The following is a 21,628-nucleotide window of genomic DNA, read 5'->3' as shown; positions in this document are numbered from 1 at the left end:
GTCCGCTGACACGGTGTTCCTCCGCTCGATCACAACTCCGCACGCCGCGACCGGCGCTCGTTTCGAAACCCACAATAGGCGGACCAACTGACAAGAGTTCGGGCGGGAGCCGACTTGAGGTTGTCCCCTCAGTCGCCCAAAGGGACAGGGCACCATCCGCAGCGCCGTCGGAGGCGCCACGTGCGTACCCGGGGGCGCATGCCCGGGCAGAACGGGTCACGCGAACGCGGCTTCGGCTCCCTGAAGTACGAACGACTGTTCCTCGAAGAGATCGACGACGTCCTACAACTCGCCGCCCACGCCGACGCCTATCGGACCGAGTGCAACACCGTCCGCCCGCACGAGGCGAGCGCCTGGAAGCGGCCCCCGGAGGTGCAACCTCGGCCACGCCGACCTCCTGACCGCCACCTTTCCCGAGACCCAAACCTGCCAGCAGTTTGACGCGGGACACATGCCGGCGTGGTTGCTGCGCCCCGTGGCGGATGCGGCGTGTCCGAGGTTCGGGGTCGAGCCCTACCCATCGCTGCTCAGGCCGTGCGGGGCGTCCGAAACCGGGCGATCGCCGCAGCCATTGCTGCAACGGCGCCGACGATGACCGCCGCATCGTCGGTGAGGCCTGCCGGACCGAACGCGGCCTCGGGGACGGCGTCGACGGGATTGACGACGTACAGCAGTGCAGTGACGAGGAGCGTGATCTCCTGCCAGGACATCGGGAATTCACCCGAGCGATATGCGCGGAGCATCGCCACGAGCGTCTTCACGGACGAGACGAACTCCTGGAAGCGCCCACGATCGCCGGCGATTCGCTCGGCGTGGTTGGCAGCCTCCTCAGCCCGGTTGTGCTCAGAGTCCCCGAACTGGCCGTGCGCGTCGTTGCTAGTCATCGAACACCTCTCCGATACGATGTATCGGTACCCTGTGGTACCGATGCAATACTTAGTTGTACATGTACAAGTTGGGAGGTGCAACCCCATGACCGACACCACAGTGGGTGAACTCGTCTCGGTGGCGCGCCAGCGGAAGCTCTGGACCCGCGAGCAGCTCGCAGACGCCACGGGCTACAGCGCGGTGATGATCGCGAAGATCGAGAATGACGAACGGCTCCCCCGGGGCGACAAGCTCCCCAAGCTCGCGGCCGTCCTCGGGATCGACGAAGACGTTCTTCGGAGCGCGGCAGCTGGGACGGGGACGGACCGCAGGAAGGTCAATGCGCCCAAGATCGCGAAGGCCGTCCAACTGGCGCGGCGGAACGCGGACCGTGCGAGCGCACTCAAGGCACGCGCCAAGCAGCTTGAGCAGGACGCGAACGAGGAGGCGAAGGCTCTCGACGCACTGGTCCGCAACTTCGACGCGGATGTGATCGCACCCTTTGCCGATCTGGTCTCGCGGTTGAAGAACATCCCTGAAGACGTCGTCGTCAACGTGAACATCGATGCCGCAGGTCGGGACGCCGAGTTCGTGGGCTCCCTCCGCGAAGCGCAGGTGAAGACGAGCAAGAGCATCTACGCGCTTGTCGGGGCCGGCGTTCTCGGGGGAGGTGCTGGCGCTGCCGTCGGTGCTGGCGCCGCGACGGCGACGTACATGACGGTTGCGGCCATTGCGTCCGCGTCGACAGGAGCCGCCATCTCTTCGCTGTCTGGTGTGGCCGCGAGCTCCGCCACGCTGGCCGCGATCGGCGGCGGGAGCCTCGCCGCGGGCGGAGCCGGTATTGCGGGTGGGACTGCGGTCCTGACCAGCATCGTCGCCTTGCCGGTCCTCACTCTGGCGGCCGCGGCTCTCTTTGCGAGTGGAGGACGGGTGCTCGAGAAGCAGGAGTCGATCTCTCGCCAGCTCGATGACGCAGAACGCGAGCTCGAGGATGGGAAGAATGCCCGAGTAGTTCGCAAGTTCATCGCTCGGCTCTCCGATATTCAGCAGATCCTGACCGTCGCACTGGTTGCGTCACGGTCATACCGTCGAACGATCGAGCGTGCGCTGCCGGTGGGGAACGATGCCGATTGGTCAGACATCGATGGTCAGGCGCAGGCCGCTGTCCGCCGATTGGCAGAGATCGTCCTGGCTTGCTTGACCGTCCTCTCGATGCCGATCGGCATGTCCCTGAAGCAGGGCGCAGCACCCGAGGAAGGCACGAGCGACGGCGATGCTCCGAAGGTCGCTCCGGTCCTGGACGTTGAGGACGATAGGGAGGGCGAGTTCATCGACTTCGCGATCGAAGAGGTACTCACACAGGTCGCACGCTAACCATGCACGCGCAGGGCGTCTGCTGGTGCATGGGTGAGTCGTGCCGGGCCGCCAATCGGACTGCTACAGGGTCAGTCTCAGCCCTGATAAACCACCACAAGGGGTCAGGGCCCGGCCACGCCACCTGCGCCGCAAAGGGCCACGTAGCCGCTGTCCAGCCACTACGCTGCGTGAAGCCGACTCACCCGAGTCGGAAAGAACGACCTCCTCCGGGAGAAGGGCGCAGCGACCAATGAAGGTCATCTTCTGGCTTCTCGGCGGCATCTTCCTGATCGTCGGGATCACGACCGTCTTTGGCGGAGGCTGGGGCGATGGTCCCGGTGGTGCGGCTTCCGCCGCTGACGATGGCGCGCAGGTGCTCGACGCGCTGCTGCAGTTCGGCGCGGCCGCCGGCTTCTTCATACTGGCGTCGCGGAAGAGGAAGGCACCCAATGAGTCGAAGCGCCCCGAGTAGGAGTGCGCCATGCCGCATAGGGGGTTCCCGCCGCCCAAAGTGGTCATCCTGGCGCGGCGGTGGACCCCGCATCGCCCCGGGCAGTGGCCGTTGGTGGCCTCGTGCCTGCGGGGCCCAGGCGATCTGACGCGCCGAGGAGCAGAAGGGCAGGGAGCCCTCCAAGATCCCTCCACTTCACTTCAGCGAACAGTCTCGTAGTAGCTCGCAACGGCTCGATAGACTCGGTTCGTAACCGTCCACCGCTCTGGGTGAATGGCGAGGTAGACGGGTGTTTTTGCGAAGCAGTGCGTAACTGCTCGCAGGTGGAGGGGCCGCCGGTGTACATCAGGGGGTCAGGGGTTCGAGTCCCCTCAGCTCCACCGGTTCGAAGCGGGGCGTCGTTCATCGGCGCCCCGCTTTCGTCGTTTCTGCGCTGCGTCGGGTCGTGGCTCTCGCTCTCCTGCTCGGCGCACCCGGCGGCCGTGAGGCCTGGCAGGTAGGGTCGGCCCCGCCCGTCCTGCCGTCCGGCGGCCGGGTGGTCCCGACGGGAAGCGGAGGCTCGCATGCCGGGTTCGACAGACGTCCTCGCCGTGCTGGCGGACGCGATCGGCGCAGCACGCGCCGAGCAGGTGCTGACCCGGTTCGACCGGTACTCGAACCAGCCGAACGCCATCAAGGGGGCCGTGCGCCTCCCGAGTGACCCCGCACTGGAACGAGCCGCGCTGCGGGTGTTCGACGACCCGGACCTCGGGGCGCTCGCCGGTCTCGACGCGTCGAGCCTCGCCGAGGCGCTCGGTGCGCGGACGCTCTGGGCGCTCCTCGCGCTCGCGGCCCGGGCCGACGTGACCGTCCTCGATCGGCTCCCGGCCGACACGGCGGAGCGGAGCGCTCCGAAGATCGCGACGATCCGCCGGGCGGCCGCGAAGCACGCGGCGGCGCTGGCGTCCGTGTCGGCGGCTCCCGCATCGGTTGAGGCTCCTGACTTGCCGCTCGCGCCCGCGGGGAACGACGTCCCGGCGCTCCCCGAGAAGGTGGCGCAGGTGGCGTCGTGGCTCGCCGCGCACCCGGACGCTGACCCGCGGTGGTTCGGCGCGCGCTCCGGGCAGCGGGCGGCCGAGCGGCGGGTGGCCCTCCGGGCGCTGGGGAGCATCGGGACCCCAGCGGCGCTCGACGTGCTCGCCGGGTACGCGCGCGACGGCTATCCCGACGTCGAGCTCGCGGAGCTGCACCGCGCGTGGGGGCGGTTCGACCGGCGGGCCTTCGCCGCGACGATGTTCCGGCCGGAGGACACCATGCTCCAGCTCGGTGCGTGCTCCACGCTCGAGGGGATCGGCGCGGTGCAGGGGCTCACGGGCGTCGGTGTGGCCCTGACCGGTCCCGCCGACCTCGCGCCTCTGGTGGAGTGCACCGACCTCCGGCGGCTGCACGTGAACGTCGCCGGCGGAGGGCTCGCGGGTGTCGAGGTGCTGTCACAGCTGCCCGCGCTCACCGAGCTGTACCTGGTCGGCACGACCCGTGGAGCCGACCTCACGGCGCTGCGAGACACCGCCGTCGAACGGCTGTCGCTGAGCCTCGACGGCGCCGACGGCGCGTTCCTCACGCGGCTGCCGCACCTCAGGTCGCTCAAGCTCTCGGGCGGGTCGGCTCCTGAGGACTCCGGGTACGACGGCGAGGACGGTACCGTTCCGCTGTCCGCGCACCCCGGGCTCGTCGACGTCGTGCTGCGGCTGGTCGCCGACGGCGTCCAGGTGGTCGCCTTCCGCCACGAGCGCTCGTGGGTGTCACGGCTGACGGCCGCGGTCCCGTCCGACGTCTTCGTCGTCGAGCGCAGCGGCTACGTGGGCCTGACCCGGGACGGGTCGGACGTGGAGGGTCTCGGCAGGAGGCTGTTCTCGAACGTCGTGCCGTGACGGGTGGCGGCGGAACCTACGACGTGCTGACGTGCACGTGGTCGAAGTGGTTGGCGGTCGTGCCGCCGCGGTCCTCCATGCCGGACCACGCGCTCGCGGGGTCTCCGGCCATCCAGATCTGCTGCTGGTAGATGAGGTACGTGATCCCCAGCGCCCCGGCGTTGGCCTGGAGGTAGCGGGCGATCTCCCAGCCCGTCTCGCCCGTGATCATGATGTCCAGGGCGCGGCCGGTGCCGTGGTCGCCGCTGTCGCCCGGGCGGATCCCGCCGTAGGAGGTCACCTGCGGGAAGATCGCGCACACCGCGCGGTAGACCGCACGGGCGTTGGACTGGAGCGACGACTCGATCCCGGAGCTCACCCCGCACGCGGCGTCGGAGATGCCGCTCGCGCTGGACCCGCCGCCGCTCGCGGCAGTCGCCGCCGGCGCCTCGGGCTGGGAGTCCGCGAGGAAGCTGGACTTGATCCAGGCCGCGGCGCCGTCCCAGACGATCTGGCTCCACTCGCCCTCGGTGGCGCCGGTGACGTCGACGGCGGTGGCGAACGCGGCGGTCGCGACGCGCGCGGCGTCGGCCGACGGCCCGGTACGGACGTTGACGGCGTCGGTGGTCCAGAGCTGGCCGGTGGCGACGGGGACGACCGGGGCCGGCGGGGCGACCTCGGCGGCGGGGACCACGGTGATCTTGGCCGCGGTCTCGACGACCGGGGACTCCTGGGTCGCCGCCGGGGGAGCGACGCGCTCGGCGGAGCGGCTGGCGGCACCCGTGCCGCGCTCCACGGTCGACCCGGATGCGGGCTCGACGCTCAGCGGTGCGAGGTCCGGGTTCCCCTCGGCGGGCTGGGGGCCTGCGCCGACGACGCCGGCGCCGAGCAGGCCCACGAGCGCGAGCGCCGGGAGCTTGAGGGCGCGCGCCGGGAGCGCGGGGAACGACGGCAGGGCAGGGAGCCGGAGGGAGCGCGCGGGCGCTGCGGGTGCGGCGCTGTGGCGGCCTCGGGACATGGTGCGCTCCGGTTCGTTCGTGGTCAGGACCGCGCCCATGTAACCAAACCGTGATCTACAAAGTCCAGCCCGGATCTCGCCGTGCAGGTCAGGGACTCATGAGCGCGAGCGCTGAGTCGCATGCCCGGCAGTCGTTGGACGCCTGGACGGCCGGTTCCTAGGCTGGAGGGCATGACCGCTCCCTCTGTCCCGACCGTGACGCTCAACTCCGGTCACACCATCCCCCAGCTCGGCTTCGGCGTCTTCCTCGTCCCACCGGACGAGGCGGAGAAGGCCGTGAGCGAGGCCCTCGAGGTCGGCTACCGCCACATCGACACGGCCGCGATCTACCGCAACGAGGAGGGCGTCGGCGCCGCGATCGCGAAGAGCGGCGTCCCGCGCGACGAGCTCTTCGTCACGACCAAGCTGTGGAACGACCGTCAGTCCGGCGAGCAGCCGCACGACGCGATCCGCGAGAGCCTGGACAAGCTCGGCCTCGAGTTCGTCGACCTCTACCTCACGCACTGGCCGGCGCCCGCCCAGGACCAGTACACGAACGCGTGGGCCAAGCTCATCGAGATCCGCGACGCCGGCCTGGCGCGCTCGATCGGCGTCTCCAACCACCTGCCCGAGCACCTCGACCGGATCGTCGCGGACACGGGCGTGGTACCCGCCGTCGACCAGATCGAGCTGCACCCGGCCTACCAGCAGCGCGACGTGCTCGCGTGGGCCGATGCGCACGGCATGAAGATCGAGGCGTGGGGCCCGCTCGGCCAGGGCAAGTACCCGCTCTTCGAGCGGCAGGCCGTCGTCGACGCCGCGGCCGCGCACGGCGTGACCCCGGCCCAGGCGGTCCTGCGCTGGCACCTTCAGCGCGGCTTCATCGTCTTCCCCAAGTCGTCGCGCAAGGAGCGCATGGCGGAGAACTTCGACCTCTTCGGGTTCGAGCTCACGGCCGACGAGGTCGCGGCGATCGACGCCCTCGACACCGGTGACGGCTCGGGCCGCGTGAGCGCGCACCCGTCCGAGGTCAACTGACCCGGTCGCCCGCGGCCCCGCGGGCACTCGCGGCACGACGAGGGGCGCCGTCCGGTAGGACGGCGCCCCTCGTCGCGCGCGGGGAAGACCCGGTCAGCCGCAGTCGTCGCAGATGCCCGTCGCGGGCAGCACCGTGAAGCACGTGGGGCACACGGCCGGCGGCTTCTCGGGCTCGGACGCACGCGGCGTCGTCGTGCGCCGCGGGGCGCGGGGCGCGGTCGCGGCCTTCGCCGCGGTCCGACGCGCGGGTGCCGGCGCTGCGGGCGCCGCGCCCGGCACGTCGAAGCCGCGCTTGCGCAGCAGGTCTGCGACGCTCACGGGGCTGTTGCGGAACTCCTCGGCCGTCGCGACGCGACCGGTCGCGTAGCGGTGCGCGACGCCGAGGATCGCCTGGGCGTCGTACGCACGGTCCTCGTGGAGGAGGGGGGTGCCGGGGCTCGCGGTGAACCCGTAGACCCCGAGGAACGCGTCCCGGCCCCGGTCGTCCCAGTCCGCGATCGCCTGGAGGATGTGCTGCCGGGTCACTGCCGAGAAGGTTGCCACGGCACGAGCCTAGACCGCCACGTGGGGCGGCCCGGACGGCCGGTGCGTGACCTCCGACACCAGCGTCCGGGCGCGCGCGTCAGGGGACGGTGTAGCCCGCGGCGCGGAACAGCTCGTACCACTCCGCGCGCGTGAGCGGCACCTCCGAGCCGAGGGCCGCGCCCGCCACGCGATCGGGGCTCGTCGTGCCGAGCACGACCTGCATCCGCGCCGGGTGCCGCGTGATCCAGGCGGTCGCGATCGCGATGGGCGGGACGTCGTACTTCGCGGCGAGCCGGTCGATCACGGCGTTGAGCTCGGGGTACTTCTCCGAGCCCAGGAAGACGCCGGTGAAGAACCCCGCCTGGAACGGCGACCACGCCTGGACCGTGATGTCGTGCAGGCGGCAGTAGTCGAGGATCCCGCTGTCGCGGCTGATCGACTGGTCCAGGGCCTGCATGTTCGACGCGACCCCCTGCGCGACGATCGGCGCGTGCGTGATCGAGAGCTGGAGCTGGTTCGCGACGATCGGCTGCTCGACGTACCGGCGCAGCAGCTCGATCTGGCCCGGCGTGTGGTTCGAGACCCCGAACGCGCGCACCTTGCCCGCGGCGTGCAGGTCGGCGAACGCGCGCGCGACCTCCTCGGGCTCGACGAGGGCGTCGGGCCGGTGCAGCAGGAGGATGTCGAGGTAGTCCGTGCGCAGCGCGTCGAGCGAGCCCTCGACGGACGCGACGAGGTGCTCGTAGGAGAAGTCGAAGTACGGGCCGTCGGGCACGATCCCGGCCTTGGACTGGATGACCCACTCACCGCGCTCGGCGGGGGAGAGGTCGAGGGCCTCGGCGAACCGGCGCTCGCAGCCGTGCAGGTCCGTGCCGTAGACGTCGGCGTGGTCGAGGAACGTGATGCCGGCGTCGCGGGCCGTGCGCACGAGCGTGCGGACCTCGTCGTCGGTCTTGTCCTGGATGCGCATGAGGCCGAGCACGACGTCCGGCACGACCAGGTCGGTGCCGGGCAGGGTGAAGGTCTTCATCGGTGGAGCTCCTTCGCGGGGGTGGGCGGGTTCCGGCGGGTCGTCACGCGGCGGAGAGCCGCGCGACCTCCTCCGGGGTCAGGACGAGGTCGGCGGCGGCGGCTGAGTCACGGATCGACTCGGGCCGCGAGGCGCCGGGGATGGGGATCACGACGGGTGCGAGCGCGAGCTCCCACGCGAGCGTGACCTGGTAGACGCTCACGCCGTGGGCGTCGGCGACGTCCTGGAAGACGGCGTGGCGCGCGCCGAGCTCGGCGGCGTTCGCGATCCCGCCGAGCGGGCTCCACGGCAGGAAGGCGACGCCGAGCGCCGCGCAGTGCTCGAGCTCGCCCTGGCTGGAGCGGAAGCGCGGCGAGAACTGGTTCTGCACGGACGCGAGCCGCCCGCCCAGGAGGTCGTGCGCGAGGTCGATCTGCTCGACGTCCGCGTTCGAGATCCCGGCCTGCTGGATCACGCCCTCGTCGAGCAGCTCGACGAGCGCGCCGACCGAGTCGGCGTAGGGAACCTCGGGGTCGGGGCGGTGGAACTGGTACAGGCCGATCGCGTCGACGCCGAGCCGGCGCGCCGACTCCTTCGCGGCCTGCTTGAGGTAGGTCGGGTCGCCGTTGCGGGTCCAGGTGCCGTCGCCGGGGCGCAGGTGTCCGCCCTTCGTCGCGACGAGGACGCCGGCCGTGTCGCCGCCGTACGAGCGCAGCGCGCGGGCGATCAGCTCCTCGTTGTGCCCGACCTCGTCGGCGCGCAGGTGGTAGGCGTCGGCGGTGTCGATCAGCGTGACGCCGGCGTCGAGCGCGGCGTGGATCGTCGCGACGGACCGGGCCTCGTCCGGTCGGCCCTCGATCGACATCGGCATGCCGCCGAGACCGATCGCGGAGACCGTCCGGGATCCGAGAGTGCGCTGCTGCATGGGGACTTCCTCACGGTTCAGGGGTAGGAAGGGTCGTCGCCCGCCTGCGAGGGCGGAGCGCCGGGCAGCGCGAGACGACGGACCGGGACTGCTCAAGCGTAGGAAGCGATAATCTAGAAGTCCAACAACTAGTAGTTGTCAAATAGAGAAGTGCGAGTGGTCAATGGATCTTCGTCAGATGGAGTACCTCGTCGCGCTCGCGGACGAGCGCCAGTTCACCCGCGCGGCGCAGCTCGTCGGCGTCTCCCAGTCGGGCCTGTCCGCCGCGGTCCGCAGCCTCGAGGAGGAGCTCGGCGCGAGCCTGTTCACGCGCACGACGCGCCGCGTCGAGCCCACCGAGGCCGGCCTGGCGCTGCTGCCGCACGCACGCTCCATGCTCGCGCAGGCGGCCGCAGGTCGCGACGCGGTGGTCCGCGCGACGCGCGCGCTGTCCGGCTCGCTGCGCGTCGGCTCGGAGCAGTGCCTCGGGGTCCTCGACGTCACGACGCTGCTCGAGCGCTTCCACCGCCGCTACCCCCAGGTGGAGATCCACTTCGCGCAGGCCGGCTCCCACGACCTCCTCGCGCGTGTGCGCGAGGGTGACCTGGACGTCGCGTTCGTCGCCACCACCGAGCACCTGGGGTCGCTGTCGCAGACCGTGCTGGGCAGCGAGCCGCTCGTGCTCGTGTGCGCGCCCGAGCACCCGCTCGCCATGCGCGGTCGGGTCGACTGGGCCGACCTCTCCGGCCAGGAGTTCGTCGACTTCGACCCGTCGTGGGGTGCGCGTCCCGTCAACGACGCCACGTGCGCCGCGCACGGCGTGCACCGCCGCGTGCGGTGCTCGGTCAACGACGTGCACACGCTGCTCGAGCTCGTCGACCGCGGCCTCGGGATCGCGCTCGTCCCGCGCCACGTCGCGGCGAAGCCTCAGGCGGAGCGCCTCGTCACGCTCGCGCTGCCCGAGGCCGGGGCACCGAGCTGGGTCGTCTCCGTCGTGACCGGACGCTGGGACAGCGGGGCCTCCGCGGCGCCCCAGCTCCTCGAGCTCCTCGCCGACGCGCCCGCGTGCCGGGGCGTCGAGGTCGCACGACCCGACGACGAGCGATCGGGCGTCGAGGTCGTGGCGGAGGTGCGGTGACCGCCCGCGCGGGCGCCGACGCACCCCTCTTCCCCCTGCGCAGCGTCGTCCTCGGCGCGTTCGTCCCGACGCTCGTCCTCGAGATCGGCATCGGGGCGATGCTGCCCGTCGTCGCGGTCACCGCGACCGGGCGCGGGGCGAGCCTCACGGTCGCGGGCCTCGTCGCCGCGCTCGTCCCGATCGGCAAGATCCTGTTCGACCTCCCGGCCGGGGCGCTCGCGCAGCGGATCGGCGACCGGGCGGCCATGCTGCTCGCGGGCGGCGTCGCCGTCGTCGCGTTCGCGACGATCGCGCTCAGCCCGAACCTCGGGGGTTTGGCGGCGGGCGTCCTCGCCCTGGGGGCGTCGACCGCCGTCTTCAATCTCGCCCGCCAGGCCTACCTCACGGAGATCACGCCGCCCCTGCGGCGGGCGCGCGTCCTGTCCACGCTCGCCGGCGTGCACCGCATCGGGCTGTTCCTCGGCCCGTTCGCGGGGGCGGCCGTCATCGCGGCGACGGACGTGCGCGGCGCCTACTGGCTCGGCGCCGTGGCCGCGCTGGTGGCGGTGGCGGTGCTCGCCGTCGTGCGCCCGGAGCCGACGGCGCAGGGCGAGCCGGGCCGCGTGCGCACGCGCGGTCGCGGCGCCGCGGCGGGACCGCGGGTGACCATCGCCCGTGTGGCGCGCGAGCACCGGCGCCTCTTCGCGACCCTCGGTGTCGCGATCCTCCTCGTGAGCGCCGTGCGCGGGGCGCGCCAGACCGTCATCCCGCTCTGGGGCGAGCACCTCGGGCTGGACGCGGAGGTGACGTCGCTGGTCTTCGGCGTCTCCGGCGCGCTCGACATGCTCCTGTTCTACCCGGCGGGCAAGGTCATGGACCGGTTCGGGCGGCTGTGGGTGGCCGTGCCGTCGATGCTCACCATGGCCGCCGGGCTCGCGCTCCTGCCCTTCGCCCACACGGTGGGCGCGGTCACCGTCGTCGCGGCGCTGCTCGGGGTCGGCAACGGGATGGGGTCGGGCATCGTCATGACGCTGGGGGCCGACGTCGCACCCGCAGAGGTGCGCCCGACCTTCCTCAGCGTGTGGCGGCTCTTCCAGGACACGGGCGACGCGCTCGGGCCCCTCGTGCTCTCGGCGGGGGCAGCGCTGGGGTCGCTCGCGGCGGGGGTCTGGGCGACGTCGGTGCTCGGCGCGGGGTCCGCGGCGGCCCTCGCACGCTGGGTGCCGCGCTACTCGCCGCTCGCGAACCTCGTGCGACCGCGAGCGGGGCAAAAGGCCGTGCAGGTCCCGTCCGACGCGCCCTAGCGTGGTGGGATGGCGAGCGACCGCACCCTCCGCGCCCCGTTCCCCGACCCGTTCGACCACCAGGTGACCCAGGACGGTCGCGTGCGGGTCGCGCGCGGCGGGCGCGTCGTCGTCACCGTCGCGGGGGCCGCGGCCGACCGGCTCGTCGCCGCCCTGGAGCGGGCCGAGGCGCGCGACGACGAGGGCGAGGTCCAGCTTCTGCTCGCCCGGGCGACGGGGAACTACCGGCGCGGCAACGAGAGGCGAGCCCACCGGGCGTGACGCAGGTCACGCGCGGGCATGTCACGCGCGGACCGCGGCCTGCGTCTGGATGGTCGACCCCGCGCACGACCGGCGCGCACCGCGCCGGCTGACGGAAGGAGACCGTCGTGGCCCGCATCTCGCTCGACCCGCCCCGGACCCTGCTCAACCGCACGCTCGCTGCGCTCTCACGGCGCCGGTACGGCGCGGTGCTCGAGCCGCTCGCCGCCGTCGGGCACAACCCGCGCGTCGCGGCGACGTACTGCGTCCTCGAGGCGGGCGTCGCGCGCTGGCGGGCGCTGGACCCGACGCTCTCGGCGCTCGCGGTCATGGCGTCCGCTGTGCAGATCGGCTGCTCGTGGTGCGTCGACTTCGGCTACTGGGAGTCGGAGCACGGTGACGTCGACCCCCGCAAGCTTCACGACGTGCCCGCGTGGCGCGAGAGCGCGGCGTACACCGCTGTCGAGCGGCGCGTGCTCGAGTACGCCGAGGCGGCGACCGCGACCCCGCCGACGGTGACTGACGAGCTCGCGGTCGCGCTGGTCGACGACCTGGGCGAGCCCGCGTTCGTCGAGCTCACGGCCCTGGTCGCGCTCGAGAACCTGCGCAGCCGGATCAACGCGGCCCTCGGCCTGTCCAGCCAGGGCTTCAGCGACCGGTGCGAGGTCCCGCTCGGCGGGGGGCTGCGCGCGGCAGGCACGGCTGGCAGGCTGGCCGGGTGAGCGAGAGCGCCGGGTCCCCGCCGCCCGACCGCGCCGCGGGGCCACGCGGTCCCGGTGCGGTCCTCGCGCCGTTCGCGACGCACCGTCGCCTGCTCTTCACGGTCGCGTACGAGATGACGGGCTCCGCGGCCGACGCCGAGGACGTGGTCCAGGAGGCGTGGCTGCGCTGGTCGGCGGCGGACCGGTCCGGCGTCCTTGACCCGCGCGCCTACCTCGTCCGTGTCACGACCCGGCTCGCGCTCGACCGGCTGCGCACGCTGCGGACGCGGCGCGAGACGTACGTGGGGTCGTGGCTGCCCGACCCGCTCCTCACGACGCCGGACGCCGCGCTGCAGGTCGAGCGCGCGGAGGACGTGTCGATGGCGCTGCTCGTCGTGCTGGAGACGCTGAGCCCGCTCGAACGCGCGGTGTTCGTGCTGCGCGAGGTGTTCGACGTCCCCTACGACGAGATCGCCGACGGCCTCTACCGCTCGCCCGACGCCGTGCGCCAGACCGCGCACCGCGCGCGCGAGCACGTGCGCGCGCGGCGACCGCGGTTCACCCCGCCCGACGACGCGCAGCGCGCCGCCGTCGAGCGGTTCATGGCCGCGTGCGCGACGGGGGACACGACCGCGCTCGTCGAGATCCTCGCGCCGGACGTCGTCGTGGTGAGCGACGGCGGCGGCAAGGCGCGCGCGGCGCTGCGGCCCGTGACGGGAGCGGACAAGGTGGCGCGGATGCTCGTGGGTCTCTCGGCGAAGCCCGAGACGACGGCGATGGCCTTCGAGCCCGCGCTCGTCAACGGCGCTCTGGGCGGCGTGTGGACCGTCGGCGGGGAGCCCGCCATGGCGGCCACCGTCGAGTACGGGGGCGAGCGCGTCGTGCGCGTCCTGCTCTTCCGGAACCCGGAGCGGCTGGCAGGGCTCAGACGAGCGTGAGGACGCCGAGCACGCCGACCGTCAGGGCCAGCACGAGCGAGACCGCGATGAGCACGACGTGCACCGTGAGGAAGCGCGTCGCGCGCCCCTCGGCGTCCCGCGCGCGCGGGTCCTTGGCGATGCGCTGGAGGAACCGCGGCCAGATGAGCAGGTTCCACGCGGCGGTGACGAGCAGGACGACGGACCAGGCGACGGGGAGCTCCACGCCCCGAGCATGACACTGGACGACGGTGTCCCCGGGCGGGGGAGGGGCGCGCGGCATGTGGCATCGACCACATCGACGCGCGCCCGAGGTGAGGCTAGCCTTGCCTACGGTTCCGCGCTCGCGGGGCCCTCGTCCGCCCGGCGCGCCGGGCCGCACCCCCGAGGAGCCACCGGTGGCCACCTTCAAGACGGTCAAGCCCGCCGACGCCCACGTCGTCACGCTGAGCGTCGTCGGGAGCAAGCGGGTGAGCCCCCACGTCGTGCGGGTCACGCTCGGTGGCGACGACATGGAGCTCTTCACGCCGATGGGCTTCGACCAGTGGTTCCGGCTCTTCCTCGCCCGCGACGACCAGGACTCCCTCCGGCTGCCGACGCGCACCTCGGGCATGTGGTACGTCCAGTACCTCGCGACACCCAAGGCGCGCCGGCCCTGGGTCCGCAACTACACGGTGCGCGCCGCGCGGCCCGACCTGCGCGAGATCGACGTCGACTTCGTCGTCCACGGCGACGCAGGGCCCGCGTCGTCGTTCGCGCTGTCAGCCCAGCCGGGCGACCGCGTCGGCCTGCTCGACCAGGGGGTCGGCTACAACCCGCGCGTCCCGCACGACTGGACGCTCGTCGTCGCCGACGAGACCGGGCTGCCGGCCGTCGCGGGCATCTGCGAGTCGCTGCCCGACGACGCGCGCGGTCTCGCGATCGTCGAGATCCCCGAGGCGGCAGATGCGCAGGACTTCCGCGTGCCGGCGGGCGTCGAGCTCCGCTGGGTCGTGCGCGAGGGTGCGGCGCCCGCGGGCACCGACCCGCACGAGCTCCTGCCCGGCGCGCTCGCTCTCGAGGCCGTGCGGTCGGCCGACCTGCCGTCCGGGCCCGTCTACGCGTACGCGGTAGGGGAGTCGACGCTCGCGACCGGGGTGCGCCGCCACCTCGTCAACGACCGCGGCGTCCCCAAGTCGCACGTCGACTTCGTCGGGTACTGGCGGCACGGGCACGCGGCGTCGGCCTGACCCGGGCGCGCGTCGTCGGCCACGCAGGGCCCCGGGGCGCGCCTCGGCGCCGGTCAGACCTTGCGGAGCTGGCGGAACATCGGGCAGTCGAACGGGTCGCGCGCGGAGAGCCCGACGCGGTTGAGGTACCGCACGACGATGCCGTAGGACTGCACGAGGCTCGTCTCCGTGTAGGGCAGGCCGAGGTTCGCGCAGTGCTCGCGCACGATCTCGCGCGCCCGCGCGAGATGGGGCCGCGGCATGCTCGGGAACAGGTGGTGCTCGATCTGGAAGTTGAGCCCGCCCATGAGGATGTTCATCCACCAGCCGCCGCGGATGTTGCGCGACGTGAGGACCTGTTTCGAGAGGAAGTCGATCTTCGTGTTCTCGGGGATGATCGCCATGCCCTTGTGGTTGGGCGCGAACGACGCCCCCATGTAGACGCCGAACACGGCGAGCTGGACGCCGAGGAACGCGAACGCCATGCCGAGCGGCAGGAACCAGAAGATCGCGCCGACGTAGAGCGACAGGCGCAGCGTGAGGATCACGAGCTCGACCACGCGGGTGCGGAGGTTGCCTCGCGCCCGGCCACCCGCGAGGAGCGAGCGGTACGCCTGGACGTGCAGGTTGAGGCCCTCGAGCGTGAGCAGCGGGAAGAAGAGCCAGCCCTGGTAGCGGTTGATCACGGAGCGGAAGCCCTTCGCGGCGGCGGCGTCCTCGTCGAGGAAGACGACGACGTCCGGGGCGATGTCCGGGTCCTTGCCGCGCTGGTTGGGGTTCGCGTGGTGGCGCGTGTGCTTGTTCATCCACCACGAGTGGCTGATCCCCACGACGCCGTTCGCGAGGATGCGACCCAGGCGGTCGTTCGCCGGGCCGGACGCGAAGACCTGGCGGTGCGACGCCTCGTGGGCGACGAACGCGAACTGCGTGAAGATCAGGCCGAGCGCCCCGGCGATCAGGAGCTGGAACCACGAGTCGCCGAGGAGGACGAACCCGGCGACGGAGCCGCCGAGCGCGAGCGTCAGGACGGCGAGGGTCCAGAGGTAGTAGCCGTGCGTGCGGTGGAGCAGTCCGGCGTCGCGCACGGTGCGCGACAGCGCGCTGTAGGTGCTGGTGACGGCGCCCGGCTCGTCGGTGCGGGGACGGGTGGCCCGGAAGCCCGGGCGCACTGCGGCAGAGGTCATGTGCGGCCTCGCAGGGTGTCGGTGTCGACTTCCCAGCCGCGGAGGTGAGCGGGTGCTCGTGGTGCAGATCACCCCACCCTACGGGACCGTAGGTTGCGCGCGCGAGCGCGGGACGTGAAGAACTCGCGCAGGAGCCTCGGGGGCCGCGTCGTCGTCAGGCGGCGAAGCGGAACGTCTGGCGGTACTCCGTCGGCGTGATGCCGACCGCGCGCCGGAAGTGGTGGCGCAGGAGCGCCGCGGACCCGAACCCGCAGCGCCGCGCGACCTCCTCGAGGTCCAGGGTCGACTCCTCGAGCAGGGACTGTGCGTGCCCCACGCGCTGCGACGTGAGCCAGGCGAGCGGCGTCGTGCCCGTCTGGGCGACGAACGAGCGTGCGAACGTGCGCTCCGACGTGTGGGCCCGGCGCGCCAGGTCCCGCACCGTGAGCGGCTCGTCGAGGTGCTCGGTCATCCACTCCAGCAGCTCGGCGAACGAGTCCTCCTCGCAGTCCGGGACCGGGCGTTCGATGAACTGGCGCTGCCCGCCGTCACGCTGGGGCGGCACGACCATGCGCCGCGCGATCGTGTTCGCGACCTTGGCCCCGAGCTCGCGCCGCACGAGGTGCAGGCACGCGTCGATCCCCGCGGCGGTCCCGGCGCTCGTGACGAGGTTGCCGTCGTCGACGAACAGCACGTCCGGGTCGATGTCCAGGCTCGGGTACCGGCGACGCAGCTCGTCGGCGTGCATCCAGTGGGTCGTGACGCGCCGCCCCTCGATCACTCCGGCCGCGGCGAGCACGAAGACGCCGGAGCACACGCTGAGCAGCAGCGCGCCGCGCTCGGACGCGCGCCGGACCGCGTCCAGCACCTCGGGCGGGTAGTGCGAGCCGATGCGGATCGCCGGGACGATGAGGAGGTCGACGTCGTCCGTGGCGTCGAGCCCGTGCTCCGGGACCACCTGCGCGCCGACCGACGTGCGCACGGGGCGCCCGGCGACCGGTCCGCACACGCGGAAGTCGAACGACGGGACGCCGTCCTCGCTGCGGTCGAGGCCGAACACCTCGCACACGACGCCGAACTCGAACGGGGCCAGGCCGTCGCACACGACGGCCGCGACGGAACGCACCATGCACGGCACGCTACGCCCGTGGCGGGATCTTGTCGAGAGGTGTCGGTCCTGCCACTCGTCGCCCTGCACGTGCGACGACAAGGTGGAGGCATGGACATCTTCTGGGGTGTGGTGGTTCTTCTCCTCGTCGTCGGCCCGACGGTCGCGGCGCTCGCGGTGCGGCGCGCGGACCCCGCGCGCCCGTGGTTCCCCGCGGGGTCCGACGGCGCCTGGCCGGGCGCCGACGCCTGGGGCGACCGGTCGGTCCACGGCGAGCGCTGGGACCGCGACGCGCAGCGCCTCGACGCCGACCTGCGGGCCGTGGCCGCCCGCCCGGACGGTCAGCCCGGACCGGTCGACCCGCACGAGGTCGCGACCGAGCTCGTGCTGCGGCGCGTCGTCCCGAACCCCGCCGTGCGGGACGGCGTCCGCGGACTCCCGCCGGCTCCCGCGACGCCTGCCGAGCCGGCACCGTCGCGCGCGGGGCGGCGCGTGCGGCTCCCGCGCTGACCGTCCCGGAGGCCGGCGCAGACCGGTGGGAGCATCCGGCCGCCGACGGGCGGACGAGCACCGGCCTGGCGGGCTCGGCGCCCGGGCGTGGGACGCACGACGGCCCGGACCTCGTGGAGGTCCGGGCCGTCGCGGGGGAGGGGCGTCAGATCGTGGTCAGGCGCGCGAGCCGACGGCGTCGACGTCCGCGCCGCCCGTGAGCTGGTCCAGGCCCTCGAGCTCCTCGGCCTCCCACGGCGCCTGGCCGAGGCTCGGGATCATCGTGGCGAGCTCGGGGCGCCACTTGGTGAAGCGGGCGGGGAAGCAGCGCTCGAGCAGGTCGATCATCGCGGGGACGGCGGTCGACGCGCCCGGGGAGGCGCCGAGCAGGCCCGCGATGGAGCCGTCGCCCGCAGCGATGACCTCCGTGCCGAACTCGAGGACGCCCTTGCCGTCCTTGTCCTTCTTGATCACCTGGACCCGCTGGCCCGCGGTGATGGTCTCCCAGTCCTTCGGGTGCGCCGTCGGCATGAAGCCCTGGAGCGCCGTGAACTTGGTCTCCGGGCTCGCGAGGAGCTGGCCGACCAGGTACTGGGTGAGGTCGAGGTTCTTCAGGCCCGCGCCGACCATCGAGCCGAGGTTGTGCAGGCGCAGCGACGTGAACAGCCCGAGGTACTTGCCCTTCTTGAGGTACTTGGGGCTGAACCCGGCGTACGGGCCGAACATCAGGTACGTCTTGCCCTCGACGACCCGCGTGTCCAGGTGCGGGACGGACATGGGCGGGGAGCCGACGTCGGCCTTGCCGTAGACCTTGGCCTGGTGCTGCGCGACGAGCTCGGGGCTGTCGGTGCGCAGGAACTCGCCGCTGATCGGGAAGCCGCCGTAGCCCTTGGCCTCGGGGATGCCCGCGGCCTGGAGCAGCGGCAGGGCGCCGCCGCCCGCGCCGACGAACACGAACCGGGCCTCGACGGTCGAGCGGCGCTTCGGGGCGTTCCACGAGCGGTCCTTGACCGTCAGGCGCCAGCGGCCGTCCTTCGTCTTCTTGAGGTTCTTCACCTCGTGCTCGAGGAAGAGCTGCGTGCCCTGCGAGACGAGGTAGTCGACGAGCTGCTGGGTGAGGGCACCGAAGTCGACGTCCGTGCCGCTCGTCGCGCGCGTCGCCGCGACCGGCTCGTCGCCGTCGCGCTCCGCGACGAGGAGCGGCGCCCACTCGGCGATCACGGCGGGGTCGTCGCTGAACTCGAGCTCGCTGAACAGCGGGTGCTGGCGCAAGGTCTCGAACCGGCGACGCAGGTAGTCGACGTTCTCCGCGCCGCGCACGAACGTCATGTGCGGCGTGCGGGAGATGAAGCTCGCGGGCCGCGGGAGGGCGCCCGTCGTGAGCAGGTGGTGCCAGAACTCGCGCGACACCTCGAACTGCTCGTTGATCTTCACCGCCTTGGTGATGTCGATCGAGCCGTCTGCCTTCTCCGGCGTGTAGTTCAGCTCGCACAGGGCGGCATGACCCGTCCCGGCGTTGTTCCACGGGTTCGACGACTCCTGCGCCACGGCGTCCAGACGCTCGTAGATGCGCACGGTCCAGGAGGGCTCCAGGACCTTGAGGAGAGCCCCCAGCGTGGCACTCATGATGCCACCGCCGATGAGGGCTACGTCGATCTGGTCTGCGCTGCTTGCGGGGTTGCTCGCTCGACTCGACACGCTCCGATTCTACGCTTGTGAAAGAGTGCACTAGCTGTGCGGTGCGTCACGGGCGTGCGTCACACTTTCGCGGGACGAACGTCCCGAGCGGCACAGGCCGGACGTCTCGCCCCTCGTGGCGCCGCCTTTCCGCGCCGAGGTAGAGCCGTGGTCGCGCGAGGTAGAGCCGTGGTTGCGCGAGATAGAGCCGTGGTTGCGCGAGGTAGAGCCGTGGTCACCCTGCCCGACGGCGTGTGGTCGCCCTGGGTGGTCGGGGTGGGTGGTGGTGCCGCGTCTACCATCCGCGCCGCTCGTTCCTCGCGTCGCTCCCGCCAGGCCCGCCACGACGCGGCACCACCACCCACCCCGCCCTACGTCGTCTTGCTCTGGTCGTTGCTCACCCGGGCTACCGCCCGCGGTGTCGGTTCGTCCGCCTCGTCGCCGCCCGTCGCCTGGGGGTTGCCGCTGGGTCGCGCGGCGGGCCTGAGAACCACCGCCGTTCTCCCTTGGCGGAACAGGGTTCTCTCTCGCGTGAACAGGGCTCCACCTCGGTGCACAGAGCTATCTCTCGCGTGACCAGCGTTCTACCTCGGTGGGGAGTAGGGCGAGGGCCAGGGGCCGATCTGGGGGATCGGTGTGGGTTCGCCGCCGCGGAAGGCGTCGGGCTCGGCGTCGGGGGTGCGGCCCGCGAGCCAGGCTGCGACGTCGGTCAGGCGGCCCCGGACGACGACGCCGTCTCGCGCGTCGATCCCGGGGTCGCTCCCCAGGGGAGTCTCTGTGCGGGGAGCGACCCCGGGTTCGGCGTCAAGGCGGAGGCCGGCCGGGCCCACCCTGAGTCCGGTGGGCTCCGCGGGGAGCTCGACCAGGACGTCGTCCGTGAGCCGGACCCCGAGGAAGTCGAGGAGGTGGAGTCCGAGCGCGCGCGACCAGGTGTCGAGGCCGAGACCGGCATCGAGGTCGACGGCGTGGATGCGGACCTCGCGCCACCATGCGACGAGCGCGTCCACGACGGTCCCGTCGCGGTAGGTGACGCGGGCGCTCCAGCCCGGCGCTCCGGTGGCGGGCCAGGCGGCGTCGAGACGCTCGGCGAGCGACTCGAGCGCGTGCACGTGCTCCGCGACCGACCGGCGCGCGCCGGCCTGGATGCCGGCCTCGCGGCCGGCCGCTCCGCCGTCGTAGACCTCGACGAGCTCGCCGTGGGCGGCCTGCTCCGCCTGGCGGGCCATCGCCTGGCCGATCGCCGTGACGTGCGCGAGCACGTGGCTGCGCGACCAGCCGGGCAGTGCGGACGGGCCCGTGAGGCCGGCGTCGTCGAGGCCACGCGTCACGGACGTGACGGCGTCGAGCGCGGCGCGCGCGTCGCGACGTACCTCCTCGACGTCCGGCGCGGTGGGTGCGGTGGGGTCCGTCACGGCCACAGGAGCTCCTTCGTCCAAGGGAGAGGGGTCGCGGCGCCTGCGTCGGGCGCCGCGGTGTAGCGCAGGCGGACCTGGCCGTCGGGTGAGGAGGCCCAGAACTCGACGCTCGTCGGCTCGAGCGCGTACGCGGTCCAGGCGTCGAGGACGAGGTCGGGCTCGGCGCGGACCCGCGCGAGCGCGGCGTCCCACGCGGTCCGGTAGGCGGCCCGCGACGCGAGCGGGGCACTCTGCGGCCCGGCGAGCGCGGTGGCGCGGGAGAACTCGGAGCGGGCGAGGAAGTCGGCTACGGACGCCTCGTGGCCGAGCGGGACGACCGGCCCGCGCACCCGGACCTGGCGACCGTGCTCCCGCCAGAAGAACGTCAGCGCGGCGTTCGGGTTCTGCGCGAGCGCCACGCCCTTGGGCGAGTCGGCGCGCGTCGCGAAGACCCAGCCGTCGCCGTCGACGTCCTTGAGGATCAGCGTCCGGGCGTCGACCCGGCCGCTCGCATCGGCGGTCGAGAGGGTCGCGGCGTGCGGTGCGGGCAGACCCGCGCCGATCGCGTCCTCGAGCCAGCCGACGAAGAGCGTGCTCGGCTCGTCCGGTGCCGCGTCGACGTCGAGGCCGGGCAGGTCGGTGCCGAGCACGGGCAGCGCACGCAGTCGCTCGCGCAGGGACGGACGGTCGGTGGTGTCGGTCATGCGTCCTCCGGGGTGGTCGGGCCGGGATCGAGCAGCGCGACGAAACCCCGCGCAGCGGCGGTCATCGCGTCAGGGTCGACGAGGGCGCGCGCGAGGACGTACCCGCCCTGCACGATCGCGACGGCGGCGTGCGCGCGGTCGCGGGCCACGTCGTCGGGCAGCCCGTCCTCCGTGAGGACGGTGGCGGCCAGGCTGACGAGACCGCGGAAGTAGGCGCGGACCTCCGCGGCGAGCTCGGCGTCGTCCATGACGGCCTGGTCGCTCACGAGGCGCCCGACCTTGCACCCGGCGAGCGCGGGACGCGGCCGCTCGAGGTAGCGGACCAGGCGCTCGACGGCGGACCCGCCCGCGTCGAGGTCGCGGTGCGCGGCGTCGAGGCCTGCCGTCGTCGTGGCGCGCACGGCGGCCGCGGCGAGGTCGTGCTTGGTGGGGAAGTGGTGGTAGAGGCTGCCCTGGCCCACGCCGCTCGCGGCGAGGACCTGGCGTGGGCTGGTCGCGCCGACGCCCTGGGCCCAGAACAGGTCCTGCGCGGCCGCGACGAGCCGCTCGCGGGCGTCGGTCGTCGTCATG

General features: G+C 72.8%; 24 protein-coding genes. 12 read left to right on the top strand and 12 right to left on the bottom strand.

The window, feature by feature from the left end; translation table 11 throughout:
• Positions 1-198 precede the first annotated feature (198 nt).
• Positions 199-441, top strand: coding sequence for an integrase core domain-containing protein (locus AC6CH9_RS14675; protein WP_498155546.1), 243 nt, complete (start codon positions 199-201; stop codon positions 439-441).
• An 86-nt stretch (positions 442-527) separates the two neighbouring features.
• On the opposite strand, the gene AC6CH9_RS14670 is transcribed toward AC6CH9_RS14675, so the two are convergent.
• Positions 528-884, bottom strand: coding sequence for a YkvA family protein (locus AC6CH9_RS14670; protein WP_498155545.1), 357 nt, complete (start codon positions 882-884; stop codon positions 528-530).
• 88 nt (positions 885-972) lie between these two features.
• Between AC6CH9_RS14670 and AC6CH9_RS14665 the strand changes: the two genes are divergently transcribed.
• From AC6CH9_RS14665 to AC6CH9_RS14655, 3 genes are all read left to right on the top strand, one after another.
• Positions 973-2,241, top strand: coding sequence for a helix-turn-helix domain-containing protein (locus AC6CH9_RS14665; RefSeq protein ID WP_498155544.1), 1,269 nt, complete (start codon positions 973-975; stop codon positions 2,239-2,241).
• Between the two features lie 232 nt (positions 2,242-2,473).
• Complete coding sequence (locus tag AC6CH9_RS14660; RefSeq protein ID WP_498155543.1) at positions 2,474-2,695, top strand: hypothetical protein; 222 nt, start codon at positions 2,474-2,476, stop codon at positions 2,693-2,695.
• A 542-nt stretch (positions 2,696-3,237) separates the two neighbouring features.
• On the top strand, positions 3,238-4,584 hold the full coding sequence (locus AC6CH9_RS14655; RefSeq protein ID WP_498155542.1) for a hypothetical protein: 1,347 nt from the start codon (positions 3,238-3,240) through the stop codon (positions 4,582-4,584).
• Between the two features lie 16 nt (positions 4,585-4,600).
• Here AC6CH9_RS14655 and AC6CH9_RS14650 read toward each other — a convergent pair whose 3' ends face one another.
• Positions 4,601-5,581, bottom strand: coding sequence for a VldE C-terminal domain-containing protein (locus tag AC6CH9_RS14650; protein ID WP_498155541.1), 981 nt, complete (start codon positions 5,579-5,581; stop codon positions 4,601-4,603).
• A gap of 171 nt (positions 5,582-5,752) precedes the next feature.
• Here AC6CH9_RS14650 and AC6CH9_RS14645 point away from each other — a divergent pair, with 171 nt between their 5' ends.
• Positions 5,753-6,598, top strand: a complete 846-nt coding sequence (locus AC6CH9_RS14645; RefSeq protein WP_498155540.1) for an aldo/keto reductase — start codon at positions 5,753-5,755, stop codon at positions 6,596-6,598.
• A gap of 93 nt (positions 6,599-6,691) precedes the next feature.
• Here AC6CH9_RS14645 and AC6CH9_RS14640 read toward each other — a convergent pair whose 3' ends face one another.
• From AC6CH9_RS14640 to AC6CH9_RS14630, 3 genes are all read right to left on the bottom strand, one after another.
• On the bottom strand, positions 6,692-7,141 hold the full coding sequence (locus tag AC6CH9_RS14640) for a ScoMcrA-related endonuclease (RefSeq protein WP_498155539.1): 450 nt from the start codon (positions 7,139-7,141) through the stop codon (positions 6,692-6,694).
• 79 nt (positions 7,142-7,220) lie between these two features.
• Positions 7,221-8,153, bottom strand: coding sequence for an aldo/keto reductase (locus AC6CH9_RS14635; RefSeq protein ID WP_498155538.1), 933 nt, complete (start codon positions 8,151-8,153; stop codon positions 7,221-7,223).
• Positions 8,154-8,196: 43 nt separating this feature from the next.
• Positions 8,197-9,057: an aldo/keto reductase gene (locus AC6CH9_RS14630; RefSeq protein WP_498155537.1), complete on the bottom strand. Its 861-nt coding sequence runs from the start codon at positions 9,055-9,057 to the stop codon at positions 8,197-8,199.
• A 163-nt stretch (positions 9,058-9,220) separates the two neighbouring features.
• On the opposite strand from AC6CH9_RS14630, the gene AC6CH9_RS14625 reads away from it, so the two are divergent.
• From AC6CH9_RS14625 to AC6CH9_RS14605, 5 genes are all read left to right on the top strand, one after another.
• A complete protein-coding gene (locus AC6CH9_RS14625; RefSeq protein ID WP_498155536.1) occupies positions 9,221-10,174 on the top strand; it encodes a LysR family transcriptional regulator in 954 nt (317 codons plus the stop codon).
• The gene (locus AC6CH9_RS14620; RefSeq protein WP_498155535.1) at positions 10,171-11,457 is read left to right on the top strand and encodes an MFS transporter; all 1,287 of its coding nucleotides are present in this window, start codon (positions 10,171-10,173) and stop codon (positions 11,455-11,457) included. The genes AC6CH9_RS14625 and AC6CH9_RS14620 overlap by 4 nt, the downstream gene beginning before the upstream one ends.
• Before the next feature lie 9 nt (positions 11,458-11,466).
• Positions 11,467-11,718, top strand: a complete 252-nt coding sequence (locus tag AC6CH9_RS14615; protein ID WP_498155534.1) for a hypothetical protein — start codon at positions 11,467-11,469, stop codon at positions 11,716-11,718.
• 107 nt (positions 11,719-11,825) lie between these two features.
• Complete coding sequence (locus tag AC6CH9_RS14610; protein ID WP_498155533.1) at positions 11,826-12,419, top strand: carboxymuconolactone decarboxylase family protein; 594 nt, start codon at positions 11,826-11,828, stop codon at positions 12,417-12,419.
• The gene (locus tag AC6CH9_RS14605) at positions 12,416-13,336 is read left to right on the top strand and encodes an RNA polymerase sigma-70 factor (protein WP_498155532.1); all 921 of its coding nucleotides are present in this window, start codon (positions 12,416-12,418) and stop codon (positions 13,334-13,336) included. Before AC6CH9_RS14610 ends, AC6CH9_RS14605 begins: the two co-directional genes overlap by 4 nt.
• Here AC6CH9_RS14605 and AC6CH9_RS14600 read toward each other — a convergent pair.
• Positions 13,323-13,541, bottom strand: a complete 219-nt coding sequence (locus AC6CH9_RS14600) for an SCO4848 family membrane protein (protein ID WP_498155531.1) — start codon at positions 13,539-13,541, stop codon at positions 13,323-13,325. The genes AC6CH9_RS14605 and AC6CH9_RS14600 overlap by 14 nt on opposite strands.
• Positions 13,542-13,713: 172 nt before the next feature.
• Between AC6CH9_RS14600 and AC6CH9_RS14595 the strand changes: the two genes are divergently transcribed.
• Positions 13,714-14,544: a siderophore-interacting protein gene (locus AC6CH9_RS14595; RefSeq protein ID WP_498155530.1), complete on the top strand. Its 831-nt coding sequence runs from the start codon at positions 13,714-13,716 to the stop codon at positions 14,542-14,544.
• Between the two features lie 53 nt (positions 14,545-14,597).
• On the opposite strand, the gene AC6CH9_RS14590 is transcribed toward AC6CH9_RS14595, so the two are convergent.
• Positions 14,598-15,707: a fatty acid desaturase family protein gene (locus AC6CH9_RS14590; RefSeq protein WP_498155529.1), complete on the bottom strand. Its 1,110-nt coding sequence runs from the start codon at positions 15,705-15,707 to the stop codon at positions 14,598-14,600.
• Between the two features lie 154 nt (positions 15,708-15,861).
• Positions 15,862-16,815, bottom strand: a complete 954-nt coding sequence (locus AC6CH9_RS14585) for a helix-turn-helix domain-containing protein (RefSeq protein WP_498155528.1) — start codon at positions 16,813-16,815, stop codon at positions 15,862-15,864.
• Between the two features lie 90 nt (positions 16,816-16,905).
• Between AC6CH9_RS14585 and AC6CH9_RS14580 the strand changes: the two genes are divergently transcribed.
• Positions 16,906-17,304: a hypothetical protein gene (locus tag AC6CH9_RS14580; protein ID WP_498155527.1), complete on the top strand. Its 399-nt coding sequence runs from the start codon at positions 16,906-16,908 to the stop codon at positions 17,302-17,304.
• A 156-nt stretch (positions 17,305-17,460) separates the two neighbouring features.
• Here AC6CH9_RS14580 and mqo read toward each other — a convergent pair whose 3' ends face one another.
• From mqo to AC6CH9_RS14560, 4 genes are all read right to left on the bottom strand, one after another.
• Positions 17,461-18,981 (bottom strand): malate dehydrogenase (quinone), encoded by a 1,521-nt coding sequence (gene mqo / locus AC6CH9_RS14575; RefSeq protein WP_498155526.1) that lies wholly within the window; start codon positions 18,979-18,981, stop codon positions 17,461-17,463.
• A 563-nt stretch (positions 18,982-19,544) separates the two neighbouring features.
• Positions 19,545-20,372 carry a maleylpyruvate isomerase family mycothiol-dependent enzyme gene (locus tag AC6CH9_RS14570; RefSeq protein ID WP_498155525.1) on the bottom strand — a complete coding sequence of 276 codons (828 nt, stop codon included), beginning with the start codon at positions 20,370-20,372 and terminating at the stop codon, positions 19,545-19,547.
• On the bottom strand, positions 20,369-21,058 hold the full coding sequence (locus AC6CH9_RS14565; RefSeq protein ID WP_498155524.1) for a pyridoxine/pyridoxamine 5'-phosphate oxidase: 690 nt from the start codon (positions 21,056-21,058) through the stop codon (positions 20,369-20,371). The genes AC6CH9_RS14570 and AC6CH9_RS14565 overlap by 4 nt, the downstream gene beginning before the upstream one ends.
• Positions 21,055-21,627: a TetR/AcrR family transcriptional regulator gene (locus tag AC6CH9_RS14560; RefSeq protein ID WP_498155523.1), complete on the bottom strand. Its 573-nt coding sequence runs from the start codon at positions 21,625-21,627 to the stop codon at positions 21,055-21,057. Before AC6CH9_RS14560 ends, AC6CH9_RS14565 begins: the two co-directional genes overlap by 4 nt.
• Position 21,628 lies beyond the last annotated feature (1 nt).

The sequence above is a fragment of the Cellulosimicrobium sp. GQ32 genome (assembly GCF_059758455.1).
The sequence above is the reverse complement of the archived record's forward strand: the minus strand, read 5'-3'. Positions and strand labels throughout refer to the sequence as shown.

Bases quoted from the DNA above. Each gene is read 5' to 3' on its own strand.
- AC6CH9_RS14625 (WP_498155536.1), top strand. From the start codon at position 9,221: ATGGATCTTCGTCAGATGGAGTACCTCGTCGCGCTCGCGGACGAGCGC.
- AC6CH9_RS14635 (WP_498155538.1), bottom strand. From the start codon at position 8,153: ATGAAGACCTTCACCCTGCCCGGCACCGACCTGGTCGTGCCGGACGTC.
- AC6CH9_RS14645 (WP_498155540.1), top strand. From the start codon at position 5,753: ATGACCGCTCCCTCTGTCCCGACCGTGACGCTCAACTCCGGTCACACC.
- AC6CH9_RS14665 (WP_498155544.1), top strand. From the start codon at position 973: ATGACCGACACCACAGTGGGTGAACTCGTCTCGGTGGCGCGCCAGCGG.
- AC6CH9_RS14675 (WP_498155546.1), top strand. From the start codon at position 199: ATGCCCGGGCAGAACGGGTCACGCGAACGCGGCTTCGGCTCCCTGAAG.
- AC6CH9_RS14560 (WP_498155523.1), bottom strand. From the start codon at position 21,627: ATGACGACGACCGACGCCCGCGAGCGGCTCGTCGCGGCCGCGCAGGAC.
- AC6CH9_RS14580 (WP_498155527.1), top strand. From the start codon at position 16,906: ATGGACATCTTCTGGGGTGTGGTGGTTCTTCTCCTCGTCGTCGGCCCG.
- AC6CH9_RS14650 (WP_498155541.1), bottom strand. From the start codon at position 5,581: ATGTCCCGAGGCCGCCACAGCGCCGCACCCGCAGCGCCCGCGCGCTCC.
- AC6CH9_RS14660 (WP_498155543.1), top strand. From the start codon at position 2,474: ATGAAGGTCATCTTCTGGCTTCTCGGCGGCATCTTCCTGATCGTCGGG.
- AC6CH9_RS14670 (WP_498155545.1), bottom strand. From the start codon at position 884: ATGACTAGCAACGACGCGCACGGCCAGTTCGGGGACTCTGAGCACAAC.
- AC6CH9_RS14590 (WP_498155529.1), bottom strand. From the start codon at position 15,707: ATGACCTCTGCCGCAGTGCGCCCGGGCTTCCGGGCCACCCGTCCCCGC.
- AC6CH9_RS14565 (WP_498155524.1), bottom strand. From the start codon at position 21,058: ATGACCGACACCACCGACCGTCCGTCCCTGCGCGAGCGACTGCGTGCG.
- AC6CH9_RS14655 (WP_498155542.1), top strand. From the start codon at position 3,238: ATGCCGGGTTCGACAGACGTCCTCGCCGTGCTGGCGGACGCGATCGGC.
- AC6CH9_RS14630 (WP_498155537.1), bottom strand. From the start codon at position 9,057: ATGCAGCAGCGCACTCTCGGATCCCGGACGGTCTCCGCGATCGGTCTC.
- AC6CH9_RS14585 (WP_498155528.1), bottom strand. From the start codon at position 16,815: ATGGTGCGTTCCGTCGCGGCCGTCGTGTGCGACGGCCTGGCCCCGTTC.
- AC6CH9_RS14615 (WP_498155534.1), top strand. From the start codon at position 11,467: ATGGCGAGCGACCGCACCCTCCGCGCCCCGTTCCCCGACCCGTTCGAC.